This is a genomic window from Chitinimonas arctica, from assembly GCF_007431345.1.
Taxonomy (GTDB): Bacteria; Pseudomonadota; Gammaproteobacteria; order Burkholderiales; family Chitinimonadaceae; genus Chitinimonas; species Chitinimonas arctica.
The window spans coordinates 576,862-594,078 of the sequence record NZ_CP041730.1; the positions used below are offsets into that span (position 1 = coordinate 576,862).

Below are 17,217 nucleotides of genomic sequence, written 5' to 3' on the forward strand. Positions count from 1 at the left end.
AATTAATTCTACTTTTGAGACACCACACTAGTGTGGTGTACCTGAAATAGCATTAATTAATAACTTTGCCTGCACGAGCAATGGCCTCAAGGATTGAATCTGCGCTTTTGCGCCATACAAAGGGCTTCGGGTTGGTGTTGTGGATGTCCAAGTAGTGGCGGATTGACTGCTCTAGATCGGCGACGCTGCTGTGGGCACTACGCTTGATCCACTTCTCACTGATTTGTGAGAAAAAACGCTCCACAAGGTTGAGCCAGGAGGCCGAAGTTGGCGTGAAGTGCAGATGGTAGCGTGGCCTGCTGGCGAACCAGGCACGCACCTTCTCCGTCTTGTGCGTCCCGTAATTGTCCATGATCAGGTGGATATCCAGGTCTGCCGGTACGCTTGCGTCGATGGTATTGAGGAACTGCAGAAATTCGACGCTCCGGTGGCGACGTTTGAGTTGGCCAATGACCTTGCCAGTGGCCACATCCAGAGCTGCGAACAGCGAAGTCGTCCCGTGCCGCTTGTAATCGTGTGTCCGGGTTTCTGCTTTGCCGAACGTAAGCGGAAGTGAAGGCTGCGTTCTATCCAGTGCCTGAATCTGGCTCTTCTCATCCACGCAGAGCACCAAGGCACGATCCGGCGGGGCGAGGTACAAGCCCACCACATCGCGGACCTTATCGACAAAATTCGGATCGGTGGAAAACTTGAACGTCTCCAGCCGATGGGGCTTGAGCCCGAACGCGTGCCAAATGCGCTGCACTGTGGACGCCGACACGCCTGTTGCCTTGCTCATCGTGCGCACGCTCCAGTGCGTCGCGTCAGTAGGCTTACTGTTCCGGACACGATCAATCACCGCCTGAACGTGTTCGTCTAGCACCGTGCGAGGCCGCCCCGACCTCGGTGCATCGGTCAGCCCTGCCAGACCATACGACTCGTACCGACGACGCCACCTTGAGACGGTCTGCGCAGTGGTATCCAGCCGCTTCGCGATCTCTTTGCCTCCTTCGCCGTCAGCACAACTGAGCACAATCTGAATTCGTAGCTTCTCATCGGCCGGCGCCTTGCGCAGCGCCAAACGTGCATTCAGCTCTCTGCGCTGCTCTTCGGATAGTTCCAGCTTCTTGATCGGGCGGCCCGTTCTGGTCATCGTCATAGTCTCCATGAGCTATTGAACTACGACAATTATACCAAATATTTAATTAATTCTACTTTTGAGACACCACACTAGGCCGCTCATGGGATTGCTCAAGGATGATGGATGTTGATCAATTTGCACAAATGTGGTTTTGTGGTGGCGTACCACAATTGGCATGCTGCGCTCGGCATATTGTAAGAACAAGCATCACGCCATGCGTTCCTTACCACCACATCTAATCTACAAGTCAAATCGGCCAGAATTTGAACAGCTGCACACCGCTCTTGGATTAATGACGTCCTAATCCGTCCTATTCATAGTGCGCGACTGATGTTCCTCCCTGAAGGCCAGGTGCAAGTGCATCTTGTATGGGCGAGGGCTTCCTTTGCCACGCCGGTGAGGCTGCACAAGGGGCTGCTGTGATTTCTACAGCTTCTGGACGATAAGTTGACGTTTTATGCTCGTCTGACGAAACGTGCGACCACCTTGGTCTACCTATTCTTGTTAGCCGCTCTTAGTCATACGCCTAGCTTAGGGAAAATTTACGTGAAACAAGCGTACAAGTTAGGCTTTCGTATTGGACTACCCCGGTATGATGCCCGCCTCGCGGTTCACCGCTTGGATGACAGTATGAGCTCTGCTCCAAGTGGTCAGCGTGCGGCAGATAAGTATTTGCTTATTTCACGCGGAAAATTCACAGACTAAATTTTTTTCGGAGGAACGAAATGACAAAAAAATGGCTTGAGTCAATTGCATTGACAGGTATAACAGTCCTTGCCATCAACGCTAGTGCAGCAAGTTTTGATTGTACTACCGCAAAGCGAACAGCAGAGAAACTCATTTGTACCGATTCAAACTTGTCGAAGTTGGATGAGCAGCTTCACGAAGCCTATCGAAAGTTAGGCAGCAATAAGCAACTACGAACCCAACAGCGGGCTTGGTTGAAGACACGGGATGCGTGCTTGGAAGTGACCTGTCTAACAGGAGTTTATGGACAGCGACTTGCCGTACTACAATCCCTGGCGCCAATCTCAGCAAAGAACGGATTGCCCGTCACAACGAAAGCGGAGCGCAGTTCTCACGCCACCACGCATGCGGGGCAAAGTGATTTCTGCAATGAATTTTCTAATGATTTGGAAAAAACTCCTCTAGGCTCCACAGAGCGTTTCGTTGAATATGCTGATGGAGAGGGGCGCGCAAAAATATTCAAAGATGTGGATATTGACGGAGACAAAAAAAATGACGAAGTGATGCAAGACTGCGGAAGTATTAGTGAAGGCACTTGCACCCTTTACATACAGCTCTCTGGAGGCAGAGGGTATGAATTCACGGACAAACCATTCACTTTGATTCGCTTGCGCGGGGAATATTATGCGCTAGTGGGTCATACTTATCCAGAAATAAATACAGGCAATCGCCGTTTATTCGCTTTGTCAAGCAGGAAAGCGAGTCTGGCTTGCAAAGGGCTTTAAGGGTTTTGTATGAAATATACTAGAAATCTCTCGGCTGAAGCATACAGCAATTTTGTTATGCAGCTAATCAGTGGATGTGAAGGACACATCACTCGTACCAGAGATATTGGCGACGGGAAGGCCACAGTAGGTTGGGGGTATACGTTCAACCGCTCCAACAACGTGGCGATTTGGCGGAGTTCTGGCATTTCCCTAACAGAAGATGAGCTAGGCATACTGAAAAAAATTGACGAGGCCAAGGCGCCAAAACAGACTGCGCTTGCCATTGCAACCTTTCCCCGGAATATAAGCAGGGCCGAAGGCCAAGCGTTGCTACTACAGACTTATCCTCAATATGAAGTACATGCTGACGGCTTGAACATGCCTTTCTCGCCGGAGCCAGCGTTTTCGGTAAGCCTATCAAGATGGCCTGCAGGCACTGATGAACTTCTGCGGCATCAGCGAGTGAAATTTCGCCCTCTACTTAGGCACACGGCTGGCTTAGGGAAAATTTACGTGAAACAAACGTACAAGTTAGGCTTTCGTATCGGATGACTCCGGTATGATGCCCGCCTCGTGATTCACCGCTTCGACGACGGCATGAACTCTGCTCAGAGTTGTCAGCGTGGAGAAAATAAGAACTTTCTTACTCGCTGTGGAAAGTTCAGACTAAATTTTTTTGGGAGGACTGAAATGACAAAAAAGTGGCTAGAGCCGATTACCCTAGCAGCGATGGCATCCCTCACCCTGAACGTTAGTGCCGCTAGCTTCGACTGTGCAGGTGCAAAACGCTCTATCGACAAGTTGATTTGTGCTGATACGGTCACTTCTTTATTGGACGAGCGACTCGCTGAAGTTTACTTGCTAGCAGATCCCGATAAGCAGCTTAAATCAGAGCAATTGGTATGGCTGAAGAAACGCGACACCTGCCGCGATACTGCATGTCTTATTACTCAATACAAGGCTCGTATCGAAGAACTGCAATCCTTGTCAATCTTTGTTCCATATGCAGGAGCATCAACTACCCCCACCCATAAAAAACGTAAACAAATTTTCGTTCCTATGCAGTGGGACTTCCTTCAAGAAAGGAACGAGATGTATGGCGGTGTTACCGTTTATGGCAGCGAGGATAAAATGTGCCAAAACTTAAAGTCCTATTTGAACGAGGCCGCACCCGAAGGGACGTCGGTACGTGGCACTTCTACACTCCAAAATTATTGCAGTTCGACTATTTTGCTCGCACCGATTTTCTCAGAGCCTCCATGGACTGAGCTTGATCCAAAAGAGCATAAAGCCTTGATAGAGAAATTGCTTCAATACACTCGCGACGGCGCAGAGAAATATTTCCAGAGTGCTGGCTTAGCTTCTTCCTCGCAAGCTCGCTCCTATGCAGCGGAGGCGGAAGAATTTATTAATAGCGGTGGACGTGTTCAGTATTGGAAGACACGTCTACTGGATAACGCTTACCCACCAAATGACCCAGCAACAATTGCGTTGGCTTCGGGCGAACAGCATGTGATACAGCTGAGATTCAATACTAACACTCCTGTAGTAAGAAGTGAATATGCGCCATTGGAGAACGGTTGCAAAACGCCTGGTTGGTACGGTCGTGTTTTCCTGGTAACAGGTGATCTAGCAAATCCAGAGAAGATAAGTGGGTGGAACACTACACATGCCTCTCTAAAATTATTCGAGAAAGACCCTGTGCTTATTAGTGACTATGGTAGCGGAGTTGATATAAAGAGTTCGCGTGAGAAAGATATTCCTCACGATTGCCGACTTGTCGTAAAGTCTAAGTACGTAGGTAGGAAAAAATGAGCATAACCTGGCGTCCTGTTTCTGGTGATTTCGTTCAATCACTTTTCAACGTGTTAACTTCTTTCGAGTCGCCGCGCACTCCTGCTGAGCGGCTAAAGTTGCATCCAATAAAGACGCCTACCATTGGTATTGGGTTTGATTTGCTTGAAGGCCGTGATCCTATCCAGAAAGCCGTGTTCACTGCGATGGGAATGGATGTAGCGCACGCCTGGATAGATGCCCGAACTACTCCAGGGACGCCAGAACGAAAGGAGCAGGATTATATTACAGAATTACGAAGGCTAATTCAGGCATCCAATACGACACAGTCTGCTTACGACGCGGTAATGGCAAGAAGAAATGCTTCGATTGCATCTGACCCTGCTTATAGCGCGATTATCAACGCGGACAAGCGGCGTAGTACCTTTACATTCCTTGACGACAATGAGGTTTTTAAAGCATTACAGATCGCATGGCCAACTTATGAGGCGAAAATCTATCGCCATGCACCTTCACTGAGAAACACGCCGTTTTCTACCTCGAAAGAAATGGCTATTGTTGCGACTTTGGCATGGCTAGGTGTTTATGGGCGACAAACAGGGGCTACATTAACAAAAAATACACGCGCCTATGCCTGGTTTCAAATGCGCTACCAATGGAAGGAAGGCACAGGGGTAAAAGCCGAAAATAATGGTGGTTGGGCTAAGCGCAGTTATGGGGCATCGGCCATGTTCGGCGTGTATGATACCGCAGGGACCGCGACAATAGATGAAGCGAAAAGTCTTTACAGTATCGTCACCGAAAACCGGAAGCGGATATTTGACCGCGAGCTTAAATATTCGGTCAGCCCTGATGGGTTGGTAGCGGCCAAGGATAGGGTAAAAGCGGCTAACATCGACTATAAGAAGGCAATGACCGTTTCGGGGTCTGAGCAGGCTAAAACGCTAACTGATACACTAAAACCTGCCTATCAGACATTCCTAACTTGGTCGAATACCCAGCGCGGCCCCAACGCCCCGGCTATCGACCAAGCGATAATTAGCAATACCGCCGCGATTTATTTCAAAGATGAAGGGCTTCAGAGCCAAACGCTGGACGCCCGCGTGGATGATAGCCGTACAGGCGCCAGTTTGAATAACAATCTCCTGGTTGGCGGTGCAGGCGCGGACCAGCTCTACGGCGGCACCGGCCACGACTACCTAATTGGCGGTGCAGGGGCGGACATCCTGCGTGGCGGTGACCAAAACGACACGCTGATTGGCGGCCTCGGCAATGATCAGCTGGAGGGTGGCAATGGTGTGGATACCTATGTGATCGAGGCCGACGGCGGTAGCGACACAATTACGGATACAGACGGCCAAGGCACGATCAAATTTGCCGGCACGACATTGTCCGGCGGTTCACGTAACGGTATTTTTGGAACCTATCTAAGTGCCGACGGCAAGTTTCGCTATGTCGCCAACAAGGGCGCCAGCCCAGGCACCGGTGTGCTCGTGGTGACTTGTATAGCCACTGGGCAAAAAATGGGCATTCGCAATTTCAGCAGCGGTCAATTCAGTATCAACCTGACTGAGGGCACTACGTCCAAACCGCCCGGCACCGTCGGCTTAGCGAGCAACGACTTGCTCGGTTACTTCGGCAGTTCTCTCCCCACGTCGGCGGCTTTGCGCCACGGCGTCGCAGCCGACATGGCCGCCCCCCAGATGATCGGGATCTACGGCAAGGGCGGCAACGACTTTATCCTGGCGCCGGACGGCAGTGGCACGCTGGAGGGTGACGAAGGCAATGACTATATCTATGCCGGCAATGGCCTCAAGCTGATCACCGGCGGGTCCGGCGACGACCATATCCAGGGCAACTGGCGACTGTTGCCGCGCGTCAGCAGCAATCCCCGTGATATCTGGAACAACAGGTATCAGGACTGGACCCTACGCTATACCGCCTCCCGCAATCTCAAGCCCTTCTATGTGATTCCCGATGAGGGTATGGATATCCATCTGGATCTACCCTACCACTGGGAGCTGGATGGCACGCCGCAAAGCGGTAGCCAGCCACGCCTCGATATGAACAAAACCGAGCAAAAGGCCGCCAACACCAGCGGCTTCTTTGCCGACGGGGGCGAGGGCAAGGACTTTGTCGAAGGCGGCAATGGCGCTGATAGCCTGATGGGCAATATTGGTCAAGATACCGTAGTGGGCAACGGCGGCGATGACCAACTCTATGGCGATGCTGGCGAAGACTGCCTGGTGGGCGATGACGGTAACGATACGCTCGATGGCGGTGATGACAGCGATACCTTGGTTGGGGTGGTTGGCGATGACCTGCTATCCGGAGGCGGAGGCAACGACTATCTCTATGGGGGCAGCTTCGACGAGCGATTCAGTGGCAGTGACGATGACCGGCTATACGGCGGCGAGGGTAATGACACCCTCGACGGCAATGGTGGCTCGGACCAGCTATTCGGCGATGAAGGTAATGATTTGGTGGTCGAGAGCGGAGCGGGTGCGCTAGCCGATCGAAACCTGCTCGATGGCGGCGACGGCAACGACACCGTGTGGGCGGGCACTGGTAACAATAACTTGTTCGGTGGCAACGGCAATGATGTGTTGCTGGTCGGTTCCGCCACCTTGGCGCTTGAGTTGATCGGCGACAATTACCTCGATGGCGGTGACGGTGAGGACAAACTGCAGGGCGCCAAGGGCAACGATACGTTGGCCGGCGGCGAGGGCCTGGATAGCGTGCGCGGTGGCGCGGGTGAAGATCAGCTATTTGGCGAAGGCGGCAACGATCTGCTGACGGGCGAAGAGGGCAAGGACACCCTTACTGGCGGAGAAGGTAGCGACTCGCTGAATGGCGGCGACGGTGACGATACCCTGGACGGTGGCGAAGGCGATGACCGACTCGACGGTGGCGATGGCAATGACCTGCTGCAAGGTGGCGAAGGCACGGATGGTCTGTATGGCGACGCGGGCAATGACACTTTGAGCGGGGATGGCGAGGACTATCTCGACGGCGGCGAAGGGGATGACAGCATCAGTGGCAGTGACAGCGACATCCTGCAAGGCGGCAGCGGCAGCGATACCCTGCAGGCTCTGGGCAGCGGCCTCTCGCTGCAAGGTGGCGAGGGCGATGATCGCTATCTGATGGCCGACGCAATCGACGGCGAGGCACGGTCGGAGATTATCGATGCGGCCGGCAGCAATCGCATTGTGCTCGACGCGAGCTTGGATGAGATAGCGGTAGCGAATAGCAACATCGACTTGGCATTCAATGCCGGCGGTACGTCCTTCACGGTGCGTGGCGGCCTGCGCAACGGCAATTTCCGCTTTACCGCGTTGGCGGAGAGTTCGGGTACGCCGACCACCGCGCACATTGCGGGTACACCGGTTGCCGCCTTGGCAGCAGCGGGGGTGCTAGCCGATACGGAATCCACCGAACTGGACCTGTCGTTCAAAACCTTGATGAACAGTGCCTGCCGCACGGCGATCCTCCTCACATTCGAAGATCGGCAACAAGCCAGCGGCTTCTTCGGCGGCCAGGCCAATGACAACGTGACCGGCTCCCTGCTGGCCGACAATCTGGACGGCAACAGCGGCAACGACACCCTCAGCGGCCGAGCCGGCAACGATACGCTGATCGGCGACCTGGGCGACGACAGCCTCTATGGCGACGCGGGCAACGACCAACTGGATGGCGGGCTGGGTAACGACAGCTATGGCTATCTGCGGGGCGAGGGCCATGATCAGATCAGCGATACGGGTGGTGATGACACGCTAAACCTGTTCGATATCGCACTGTCCCAGCTTACCGTCAGCGCCAGCGGCCGCGACCTCAGCCTGCGCCTGAACGAGCAAGATGATGTGCTGGTCAAGGGCGGTATGGACGGCGCGATCAACCACTTTGCGTTCAGCGGCGGTACGGTTTCCCTCGGCTATCTGCTCTCGCGCCTGCGCACCGCCCCGTTGAACCTGACCGGTACCGCCGCCGCCGAAAGCTTGGAGGGTGGCATGGGCAACGACACGCTGAATGGCCTGGCCGGCAACGACAGCCTGGCCGGTTACGACGGCTCGGACACCTATCGCTTCGCCCAGGGCGACGGTCGCGACACCATCAATGACCAGGGCGCCATCGGCGAAAGCAATACCCTGCAGTTCGCCGCCAATATCGTGCGGGCCGATATGCGCCTGAAGCAGGCCGGCAATGATTTGCTGGTGAGCTTCGCTAACAATGGTGACGCAATCAGCATCCAGAACTATTTCATCCCGGTCGGCACCGTCAGCGAATTCCGCTTTGCCGACGGCCAAGCCTGGAACCGTGCGGCCATCCAGCAAAAGCTCTTGGCCGACTCCGCGACGGCTGGCAATGACACGCTCCAGGGTGGTGCAGGCGACGACCTACTGAACGGCCTGGCCGGCGACGATGTGCTGAATGGCGGTGAAGGGAACGACACCCTCAATGGTGGCGTCGGTAACGATAGCTTGAACGGCGGCTGGGGAGACAATCTCTATCAATTCGATGCCGGCTTTGGCCAAGACAGCTTGCGGAGCGACTACGCCGCCGGGCAAGACCTCATCCAGTTCGGTACCGGCCTGCTCGCCAGCCAACTGGTGCTTACCCGGCCAAGCGACACCACCGACCTGGTGATCGGCTTCCAGGGCCGGTCCGATACGCTGCTGCTGGCCGACTTCTTCAACCGCTATGCGACCTATAGCCATCTAGCCAGCCTGCATTTCGCCGACGGCAGCAGCCTCGGCAGGCGCGCCCTGCACGATGCCTATTTCGCTGGTTTGGCCAACCAGGAAGATAACTACATCCCAGGTACCGAGATGGCCGACACGCTACGTGGCCTGGGTGGCAAGGACTACCTGACCGGCCGAGACGGCGACGACCTGCTGGAGGGGGGCGATGGCGACGACGATCTGTCCGGCGACGAGGGCAACGATACCTTGGTGGGCGGTGCCGGTAACGACCGACTTTCTGGGGGCGCGGGCAATGATGTGCTGAAGGTAGAGGGTGGGGGTATCGACCACCTGAGTGATACCACGGGCAGCGATACCGTGCAGCTATGGCAAGGCACAACCCTGGCGGACCTGACCTTTCAGCGCAATTACTTCATGGACCAGCTCGATATCGGTCGGAAGGGCAGCAGCGAAGTGGTCCAGTTGTCAGGCTATTGGCGTTACCCTGACTTCAATCAGATCCAGGGCGGCACCATTCTGCTAGCCGATGGCACCGCGATCACGCCCGAGACTTTCTATGCCCAAGCCCTGCGCAACAGTGCCGGCAACGACCTGATCACCAACTTCGCCTCCGATGACAGGCTGTTGCAAGGTCTGGCCGGCAATGACCGTATCGAGGGCGGACGCGGCAACGACACGCTGGAAGGCGGCGCCGGTGACGACACCGTGATCGGCTATGGCGGCGAAGATACCTTTGTGTTTGGTCGCGGCGATGGCCAGGACCTGCTGGTCAATTACGATAACAATGGAACACGCAGTCCCGATGGCTCGCCGCTACCCTTGCGCGGCACCCTCAAGCTCCGTGATTTGCGGGCCGCCGATATCAGCATCCGCAGCGGCGACCAGGGCAGTCTCTTGCTGGAAGTACTGGGCAGCAACGATAAGCTGACCATCGCCGCTTACTTCCGCGATATCAACAACGGCAACGCCCATAACGTGGCGGTGGCTCGTATCCAATTCGCAGATGGCGTGATCTGGGGCAAGGACGAGATCCAGGCTGCCCGGCTGAACTACCAGCTTGGCTACGAACAGCTTTTCGAAGGCGATGCCGGCAACAACCAACTGCAGGGCCAAGCCACTCGCGACTTGCTGCGCGCCTACGCCGGTAACGACAACCTATTCGGCTTCGGCGGCGATGACCGACTGGAAGGGGGCGATGGCAACGACTACCTGAGCGGTGGGGATGGCCGGAGTGCAGATAGCGGCAACGACCTGCTGATGGGTGGCAATGGCGATGACCAGCTTAATGGCGAGGACGGCAACGACAAGCTACTCGGCGGCGTGGGCAACGACAAATATGTATTCAAGGCCAACTGGGGCCAGGATGTCATCGACAATACCGGTGGCGGCACCGATTGGCTGATCTTTAGCGACGTCGAACGCAATCAATTCAGCTTCCGCCGCGAAGGTAACGATCTGATGATCGGCGTAGTTGGCGATGCCAGCCGCAGTGTGCGGGTGTTGAACCACTTCAATGGTGGCGAGGCAGCGATTGCCTATGTGCAACCGAAGAGCGGCAACGGTATTTCGGCCGCCGAGATTGCCCGGCTGATTCCGCCGAATACCCCCACGGCTGGCAACGACAACCTCAATGGCACCGCTGTCGCCGAAAGCCTGGCGGGTGGCGCTGGCAACGACACGATCTATGGCCTGGGCGGTAACGACTCCCTGGCTGGCGACGATGGCGACGACCGCCTCAACGGTGGCGACGGCGACGACAACTTGCGCGGTGGCAACGGTAATGACCAGCTATTCGGCGAAACCGGCAATGACCTGCTAGATGGTGGTGGCGGCGATAACACCCTCGCAGGCGGACTGGGCCATGACTTCTATATCGTCAGCAATGGCCGTGAAGTGATTGTCGAAAACGCCAACGAAGGCAGCGATACGGTGGTTACTGGTGTCAGCTACACCCTCGGCAATCAAGTCGAAAACATTACCCTGGCTCCCGGTACTGCCGCCATCAACGGTACCGGCAACGCGCTGAATAATGTGCTGACCGGCAACAACGGTGCCAACCGCCTGGACGGCGGCCTGGGTAGCGATACCTATACCCTCGCAAAGGGCGGCGGCGCTGACGTCATCCGCGATTTCGACACGACCGCCAACAACGTCGATGCCATCCAGTTCAAGGATGTGAAATCAACCGAGATTAGCGCGGTGCAGAAGGTGGGTGCGAATCTGGTCCTGAAGTACGGCGCTACCGACCAGGTAACCGTCGAGAACTACTTCGACGCAACCAATGCGCTGTCCTATCGCATCGAACAGTTCAAGTTCAGCGATAGCGTGGTCTGGAACAACACGCAGATCCAAGCCAAGGTGGTGACAGCCAAATTGCTGGGCGACACCGTGCCTGGCGCGGGTGGAATTGTTCTGCCACGGCCGCCGATGGTGGCGAATCAAGTAATTTCGGTCGATCAACAGCTGACCAGCTTGGTCAGTGCCATGGCAGCGTTTGCACCGATAGATGCGGGCCTGCTACATCAAACGGTGCCAGCGCATGAGCACTATTCACCACTGTTGTCGGCAAACCGGTTGATATAAAACCGTTTTACAGCATAAGCGGGAGCCCATAGCCATTTCATGGGTTCCCGTGATGCCACAGTACGAACATTGTTTCGTCTGAGTCATGCTTATTGGATCGCGCAAAGACATCGTTTGATCGGAGCAAAAGCCAATGGATACAACGCGCCGTCCGTGAGATCGGTTAATTCCTGTGGCTTTACAAATTTTCTCAATTGCTCTTTTGACATAAATCTTTGAATTAGCAATCCAGCCAGCTCCGCACGCTCAATTATTTCGCTATCCAAGTAATCACTTTCTTTAAATTGCCCGGAAATTGGCTCTTTGAATAGATCCTTCTTCAGAACATCCGTTTCATCATACTGAGCATAGCGAAATCGTTCGAAGCCTGCCGGCTCAATCTTTCTTGCAAAATGGATCAATACCTGCTCCAGTTCGCTGACTCTAAGCCTCTGCTCATAATCATTCTTGCTAATGAATTCATAATCTTCGTGCTCGAATATATATTTTACCGCGCCTTTTTGAGTGATGTCTTTTTTTATCAGCAACGGTCCCGGCCGCGTAAAAGCATACAACAGGACATCTTTCTCGCAAATAAAGTTGAGCAAGGTATTAGAGCACGCGTTGTACCCAACTTCACTAAAAAGCCCCAGCCGCACAAGCTCCTTGCCAACATGTGTACCGTACGATAGTTTAGGCAGCAGTTCGAACAAGATCCTTATCTGCTCATCACTTTTCCCGGCACGTTGAGCTTCGCGTAAAAAATCATCAAACTTCGCTTCCAAACCATCAAAATATTCGTGCAGAAATGCATTTTCCATCTTCACTTCTGAGCAATAAACAGAAATCACATCCGCGCTCAGCTTTGAACAATATTGCACCCACCCGGAATTGAGGGATATGGCGACCTGAGGTATTGCAACTGATTTCATCATCCTATCATTCTCCTCATTAGATCGGTGCGGTAACACCCTCCGAAGCTTCAGGCTTCCATAACGCTCGGCCACCGTCATTCGATAAAAACCGTTTAATTCTTTCAGCAGCCAACGTTTCTTGGCCATTTGCTGCAAGAACTTTCAACTCATGAATATCATGCTCACTCATACCTGTGCGCAATAAGAATAGCGTGGCGAATTCCCGCCTGATTTTCACCCCCGTCTCAGAAATAATCGTCGCACCTTTGCCTTGTTCAAAGGCATTGTTTTCCTTGGCAACTTTTCTAGCGAACCTTTCCTTTTCTGTAGCAATATCCATCCTGGCTTGAGCGCTCTTTGCTTTGGCCGCTTCTTTTCCGCCACTTAAATGCTTAACCAACAATTCTGCTGCGAGGTGGCTATTTGCCGCATAGCCAGCGGACTTCATCTTTTCTTCCAAGCTCGCGAGCGGTTTGCTTTTTAACGCATTAGTCGCGCCCGCTTGCAAAGCGTTGTCACGTCCTGCCTTTTTCGCTTGCTCACGTAGTTGGCGATTTCGGTAGGTGTTATATCCTATCCATAAACCACCTGCCAGAAGTGCCACGGCTCCGATTGCCAGCAGGACAACCAAACCGCAACCTGTCGCGGCCAAGGCAATAGTAGTTACGCCTACTGCAACGCCAAGCGCGCCATAAATAATGCGTTTTTTGGCATGACTTCTTTTGTCTCTCTGCAAGCTCCGTTCGAAATCCTGGTTGCTAATGAATTGAGTATAAAAAGCACCATATACCGCCTGCATATGGCGGTATTCATCACGCGACGTTGCTTTGAAGCATTGAATATTTTCACTATATTTCCCAAAGCGACTATTGACATTTCCAACACCAATTTTCCGCTTGTCCAACTTGCCATCCTTGGTTAAGAATAAGCAACCTTCCCTTGCGGCGGCTAGCTTTCGAAATGAAGGTCTATCTTTGAGATTTAGGCACGCTTTCATTTTGTCGCGTAAGTCCTTCGCAACCCGCCTTGCCTTATTCGTCGCGCGCCACGTCACTCCGCCTTGAACAATTTGGGCTGTCCCACTGGCCACCGACAAGGCACCGCCCGCGATGCCCGCCGCTGTAGCGGCAAGATGAACAGCGGCGCCGAAGGACTCGGCCGAGCCGGTAATGGTCAGCGCTGCGCTCCCTACTTGAAGCACGCCGTCACGGGCCAGCCCAACCGCACTGGCGGGTACTGCCTTGACTTGCTGTTTCAAGGCAATTTTTGCATCTTGGTATAGGGCGTGGGCTAGAGCACCCTTCAGTGGTCCGCAATCGAGGCCGGGTTGTCGCTTTCCTCACTCTGCGATGCCGGCAAGGCCGAAGATCGATCAACGCGCGCCAGCAGCGGCGATTCGACGGTTATCTCGTCACTGGCTGGATGAGTTTGCTCCTGGCGAGATGAATCGGCGCGCTCGGCTTCATCCGCCTTGCTCTTGTTTTCGCGTTCCGCCGTCTTGGCCTTTTCGAATGCCTTGGCAGCCGGTTTGTTGTCCCGTTTTTGCGCCCGTGACTGCCTGATGGCAATGGCCAACTGGATGGTTGCACGCCAACTCATGCCCGCCTCAGCCAAGCCAAATACGCACCCCGCCAGGCCAAGGAAGCCGCCGACTTCACCCGGAAGCGAGGGGGCTCGGTCATGGCAAGCGTCTGCGATGGCGATAGGACTTATCGAGGCTTTGGCAAAGGTTTCGACGGTCCAGGGGCCGAGTAGGCCAATCTGTAGGTTGTACTCCTTTAGATTTGGCTTTTCGGGCGCTCGCGAAGGAGCGGGTTTGTCGGGCTGTTTGAGGGCAGGCTCGGCTTGACGCTGGGGCAGCCGAGAGAAAGCGGCGATCAGAGCGATGAGCATGGACAGACTCCTACGGCGAGGGAGTAGGCAAACCGATTTTTTACTCTAATTACCCTCCCCTCATAGGCCATACGCATCTAGCCGCGCATCTGTTTTTCCCTGCAACCTTCATCTTTTTGCCGACACCGCTTGCCGCCGCCAGCAGCCTAAGTTAGGGCATATAGCCTGGTCGCGCAGACCCGCTCGATGCCAAAATTTGGTCAGCCACATCCGTGATGCTGCGGTCAACCACGTCCCCGCGTAGGACCTCGGACATGCGGCACGACAGCAGGGCCTGCAAGTCGTCGAGAGCTTGCTCCTCATCGGAGGCTCCCTTTTCGGAAAGTCGCAACTCTCGCACTGCCGCAGAGGTCATATCCTCGCTGCGGTCCTGCACCTCAAGCCGGGATTCGCTAAAATTCACAACGTCCAGAATGCCTTTGCTGAAAGGCTTGAAGGAAAAGGCTAGGTGGGCATCAAAGGCGTGTGCAAGCTTCCGCAGGGTCCTTATTGTCCAAGCGTCATAGTCCACATCTTCCAATGCGCTGATCTGCGCCAGCTTCATCCCAGTCAGGTCAGCCAGCTGCGCCTGCGTCAGCCCACGCTGCTCCCTTAGCGCCTTGATTTGCGCGGCAATGGCCATATTGGCGAACTGCTCCAAGTAGGCGTGCGCATAGTCTCTGTCCTCGAATTCGACGGTAAGTCGCCTAGCCAACTCACTCATGTTCTGCTCTCCCAATTAGTCGGATCGAGCCTCCTGATGCCGTAAGAACAATTGCCACGCCATGCGTTCCTCCGTACCTCATCATGTACAGATCAAATCTGTCCGGGATTCGAACCACGGCACAACACCAGCCGGAAACAAACGTCCCATTCCGTCCCAATTCAGTCTTTATCCACCACTTTCAAGCTTATAATTTAAGAATAAATTACGGACATCCCAGCCACCAATGGAGTCCCAAAATGTCCCAAACCCTCCTGGTCATCGATGTACAGGAATCATTCCGCCACACGCTTTACTGGCAGACCGACGATCTCGCCCGCTACCTGGCCGCGCAGAATCGCCTGATTGCCGGCGCCCGCGAGGCCGGCGTACCCGTGGTACGGATATTCCATGTCGATGCCGACGGCCCCTTCTCGCACGATTCCGGCCTGATCGTCCCGCTGGCCGGCAGCGACACCCATGCCGACCACACCGTCCAAAAGCATGTGCACAGCGCGATGGTCGATACCGGCCTGCCGGAATGGTTGCGGGCACGCGGCATCGAGCGGCTGATCATCTCGGGGATCCGCACCGAACAGTGCTGCGAGACCACCACCCGGCATGCTTCGGATATCGGCTTTCAAATCGATTACGTCAGCGAAGCGACCCTGACCTTTCCCATGCGCCATGCCAACGGCCGCGTTTTCTCCACGGCCGAGATCCGTGAAAGGACCGAACTGGTATTGGCCGGCCGATTTGCCCGCATCTGCACGGTGGATTCGGTACTCGACACTTTGAGCGTGACTGCCTGAGCCATCTTGATCCTGTCACCCTGCCTCGGCGGCCGATGGCGCTTGCCAGGCACCCCCACGGAGAAGTCCATGCTGACCATGCGTCCCGGCTGTGAACGTTGCGACAAGGACCTGCCCGCCGACCAGGCAGGCGCCTATAGCTGCAGTTTCGAATGTACCTACTGCGCCGACTGTGCCGTCACCCTTTTGCAGCAGATCTGCCCCACCTGCGGCGGCGAACTGCTGCCCCGGCCTCGCCGTCCCACCCATAAGCTGGGCAAATACCCGGCCAGCACCGAGCGCATCTATCGGCCATTGGTCGCTAGCGATGCCGGCTGAGCGGACCGCCGCGCCGCTGCCGGTGTATTTCCTGCTTTTGCCCGGCTTCCTGCTGCTGGATTTCGCCGGCCCGGCCGAGGCGCTGCGCATCGCCCAGCGTCTCGGCGTACCGTTCGAGCTACGCTGTATCGGGCCGGATGCCATGCCGGTCAGCTCGCTGGGGGTGCCGGTCGCCGGCGTGGCGCCGCTGCCGGACAGCTTGCCGGCGGGATGCTGGCTGTTTATCCCCGGCTTGTTGAGCAAGACATTGGTGGAACGGCGTGCCGACACGCTGGCAGCCGTCAAATGGCTGAAGCGGGTCTGGCGGCCGGATATCCAGCTGGCCACGATCTGCTCGGCCGCCGTGCTGGCCGGCGAAGCGGGCTTGCTGGACGGCCGCAGTTGCACGACCCACCACACTTTGACCGAGACCTTGCGGCAGTGCGCACCCCGGGCCAAGGTGGCCGACAACCGGGTATTCGTCATCGACGGCAATATCGCCAGCTCGGCCGGCGTGACCACGGGCATCGACCTGACCCTGGCGCTGATCGGCCAATTGGCCGGTCCCAAGCTGGCGCTGGATGTGGCCCGCGAGATGGTGGTCTGGCTCAGGCGCGATAGCGAGACCCCTCAGCTATCGCCCTTTCTTAGCCATCGCAATCATCTGCACCCTGCCGTTCACCGGGTACAGGATGCCATCGCCGCCGAACCGGCCCGCGACTGGTCGCGCGATAGCCTGGCCGCGCTGGCCTGCGTCAGCCCCCGGCACCTGGATCGCCTGTTCAAGCTGCATACCGGCCTGGCGCCGCTGGATTACCGCCAGCAAATCCAGCTGGCCCAGGCGGAACCCCTGCTGGCACGGCTTGACTGGTCGCTGGAGCGTATCGCCGAGGCGGCCGGCTTCGGCTCGGCGCGCGATCTGCGCCGCGTCTGGTTGAAGCAACGGGGGACGCCGCTCAAGCGTAAGGCCGCGCCGGCGTGAAGCAAGC

At 55.6% G+C, this 17,217-nt stretch carries 12 protein-coding genes; 7 read left to right on the top strand and 5 right to left on the bottom strand.

Going from position 1 to position 17,217, the window contains the following annotated elements:
• Positions 1 to 52: 52 nt before the first annotated feature.
• Complete coding sequence (locus FNU76_RS02715) at positions 53 to 1,132, bottom strand: IS630 family transposase (protein ID WP_144280546.1); 1,080 nt, start codon at positions 1,130 to 1,132, stop codon at positions 53 to 55.
• 713 nt (positions 1,133 to 1,845) lie between these two features.
• Between FNU76_RS02715 and FNU76_RS02720 the strand changes: the two genes are divergently transcribed.
• From FNU76_RS02720 to FNU76_RS02735, 4 genes are all read left to right on the top strand, one after another.
• Positions 1,846 to 2,592, top strand: coding sequence for a lysozyme inhibitor LprI family protein (locus tag FNU76_RS02720; protein WP_143856277.1), 747 nt, complete (start codon positions 1,846 to 1,848; stop codon positions 2,590 to 2,592).
• Positions 2,593 to 2,601: 9 nt separating this feature from the next.
• Positions 2,602 to 3,126, top strand: coding sequence for a hypothetical protein (locus FNU76_RS02725; protein ID WP_143856278.1), 525 nt, complete (start codon positions 2,602 to 2,604; stop codon positions 3,124 to 3,126).
• Positions 3,127 to 3,264: 138 nt separating this feature from the next.
• Positions 3,265 to 4,389, top strand: a complete 1,125-nt coding sequence (locus tag FNU76_RS02730; protein ID WP_143856279.1) for a lysozyme inhibitor LprI family protein — start codon at positions 3,265 to 3,267, stop codon at positions 4,387 to 4,389.
• Between the two features lie 1,109 nt (positions 4,390 to 5,498).
• Positions 5,499 to 11,651 (top strand): calcium-binding protein, encoded by a 6,153-nt coding sequence (locus FNU76_RS02735; protein WP_179958319.1) that lies wholly within the window; start codon positions 5,499 to 5,501, stop codon positions 11,649 to 11,651.
• Positions 11,652 to 11,740: 89 nt separating this feature from the next.
• Here FNU76_RS02735 and FNU76_RS02740 read toward each other — a convergent pair whose 3' ends face one another.
• From FNU76_RS02740 to FNU76_RS02755, 4 genes are all read right to left on the bottom strand, one after another.
• Complete coding sequence (locus FNU76_RS02740) at positions 11,741 to 12,565, bottom strand: hypothetical protein (protein WP_143856281.1); 825 nt, start codon at positions 12,563 to 12,565, stop codon at positions 11,741 to 11,743.
• Positions 12,566 to 12,581: 16 nt separating this feature from the next.
• Positions 12,582 to 13,802: a hypothetical protein gene (locus FNU76_RS02745; RefSeq protein ID WP_143856282.1), complete on the bottom strand. Its 1,221-nt coding sequence runs from the start codon at positions 13,800 to 13,802 to the stop codon at positions 12,582 to 12,584.
• Between the two features lie 44 nt (positions 13,803 to 13,846).
• On the bottom strand, positions 13,847 to 14,437 hold the full coding sequence (locus tag FNU76_RS02750) for a hypothetical protein (protein ID WP_143856283.1): 591 nt from the start codon (positions 14,435 to 14,437) through the stop codon (positions 13,847 to 13,849).
• Between the two features lie 151 nt (positions 14,438 to 14,588).
• Positions 14,589 to 15,140, bottom strand: a complete 552-nt coding sequence (locus FNU76_RS02755) for a helix-turn-helix transcriptional regulator (protein ID WP_143856284.1) — start codon at positions 15,138 to 15,140, stop codon at positions 14,589 to 14,591.
• Between the two features lie 239 nt (positions 15,141 to 15,379).
• Between FNU76_RS02755 and FNU76_RS02760 the strand changes: the two genes are divergently transcribed.
• The 3 genes from FNU76_RS02760 to FNU76_RS02770 all read left to right on the top strand — a co-directional run bounded on the left by FNU76_RS02760 (position 15,380) and on the right by FNU76_RS02770 (position 17,210).
• Positions 15,380 to 15,931, top strand: coding sequence for a cysteine hydrolase family protein (locus tag FNU76_RS02760; RefSeq protein ID WP_143856285.1), 552 nt, complete (start codon positions 15,380 to 15,382; stop codon positions 15,929 to 15,931).
• Between the two features lie 69 nt (positions 15,932 to 16,000).
• Entirely contained in the window at positions 16,001 to 16,249 is a 249-nt protein-coding gene (locus tag FNU76_RS02765) for a DUF1272 domain-containing protein (RefSeq protein WP_143856286.1), read from the top strand.
• Positions 16,239 to 17,210 carry a GlxA family transcriptional regulator gene (locus FNU76_RS02770; RefSeq protein WP_143856287.1) on the top strand — a complete coding sequence of 324 codons (972 nt, stop codon included), beginning with the start codon at positions 16,239 to 16,241 and terminating at the stop codon, positions 17,208 to 17,210. The genes FNU76_RS02765 and FNU76_RS02770 overlap by 11 nt, the downstream gene beginning before the upstream one ends.
• Positions 17,211 to 17,217 lie beyond the last annotated feature (7 nt).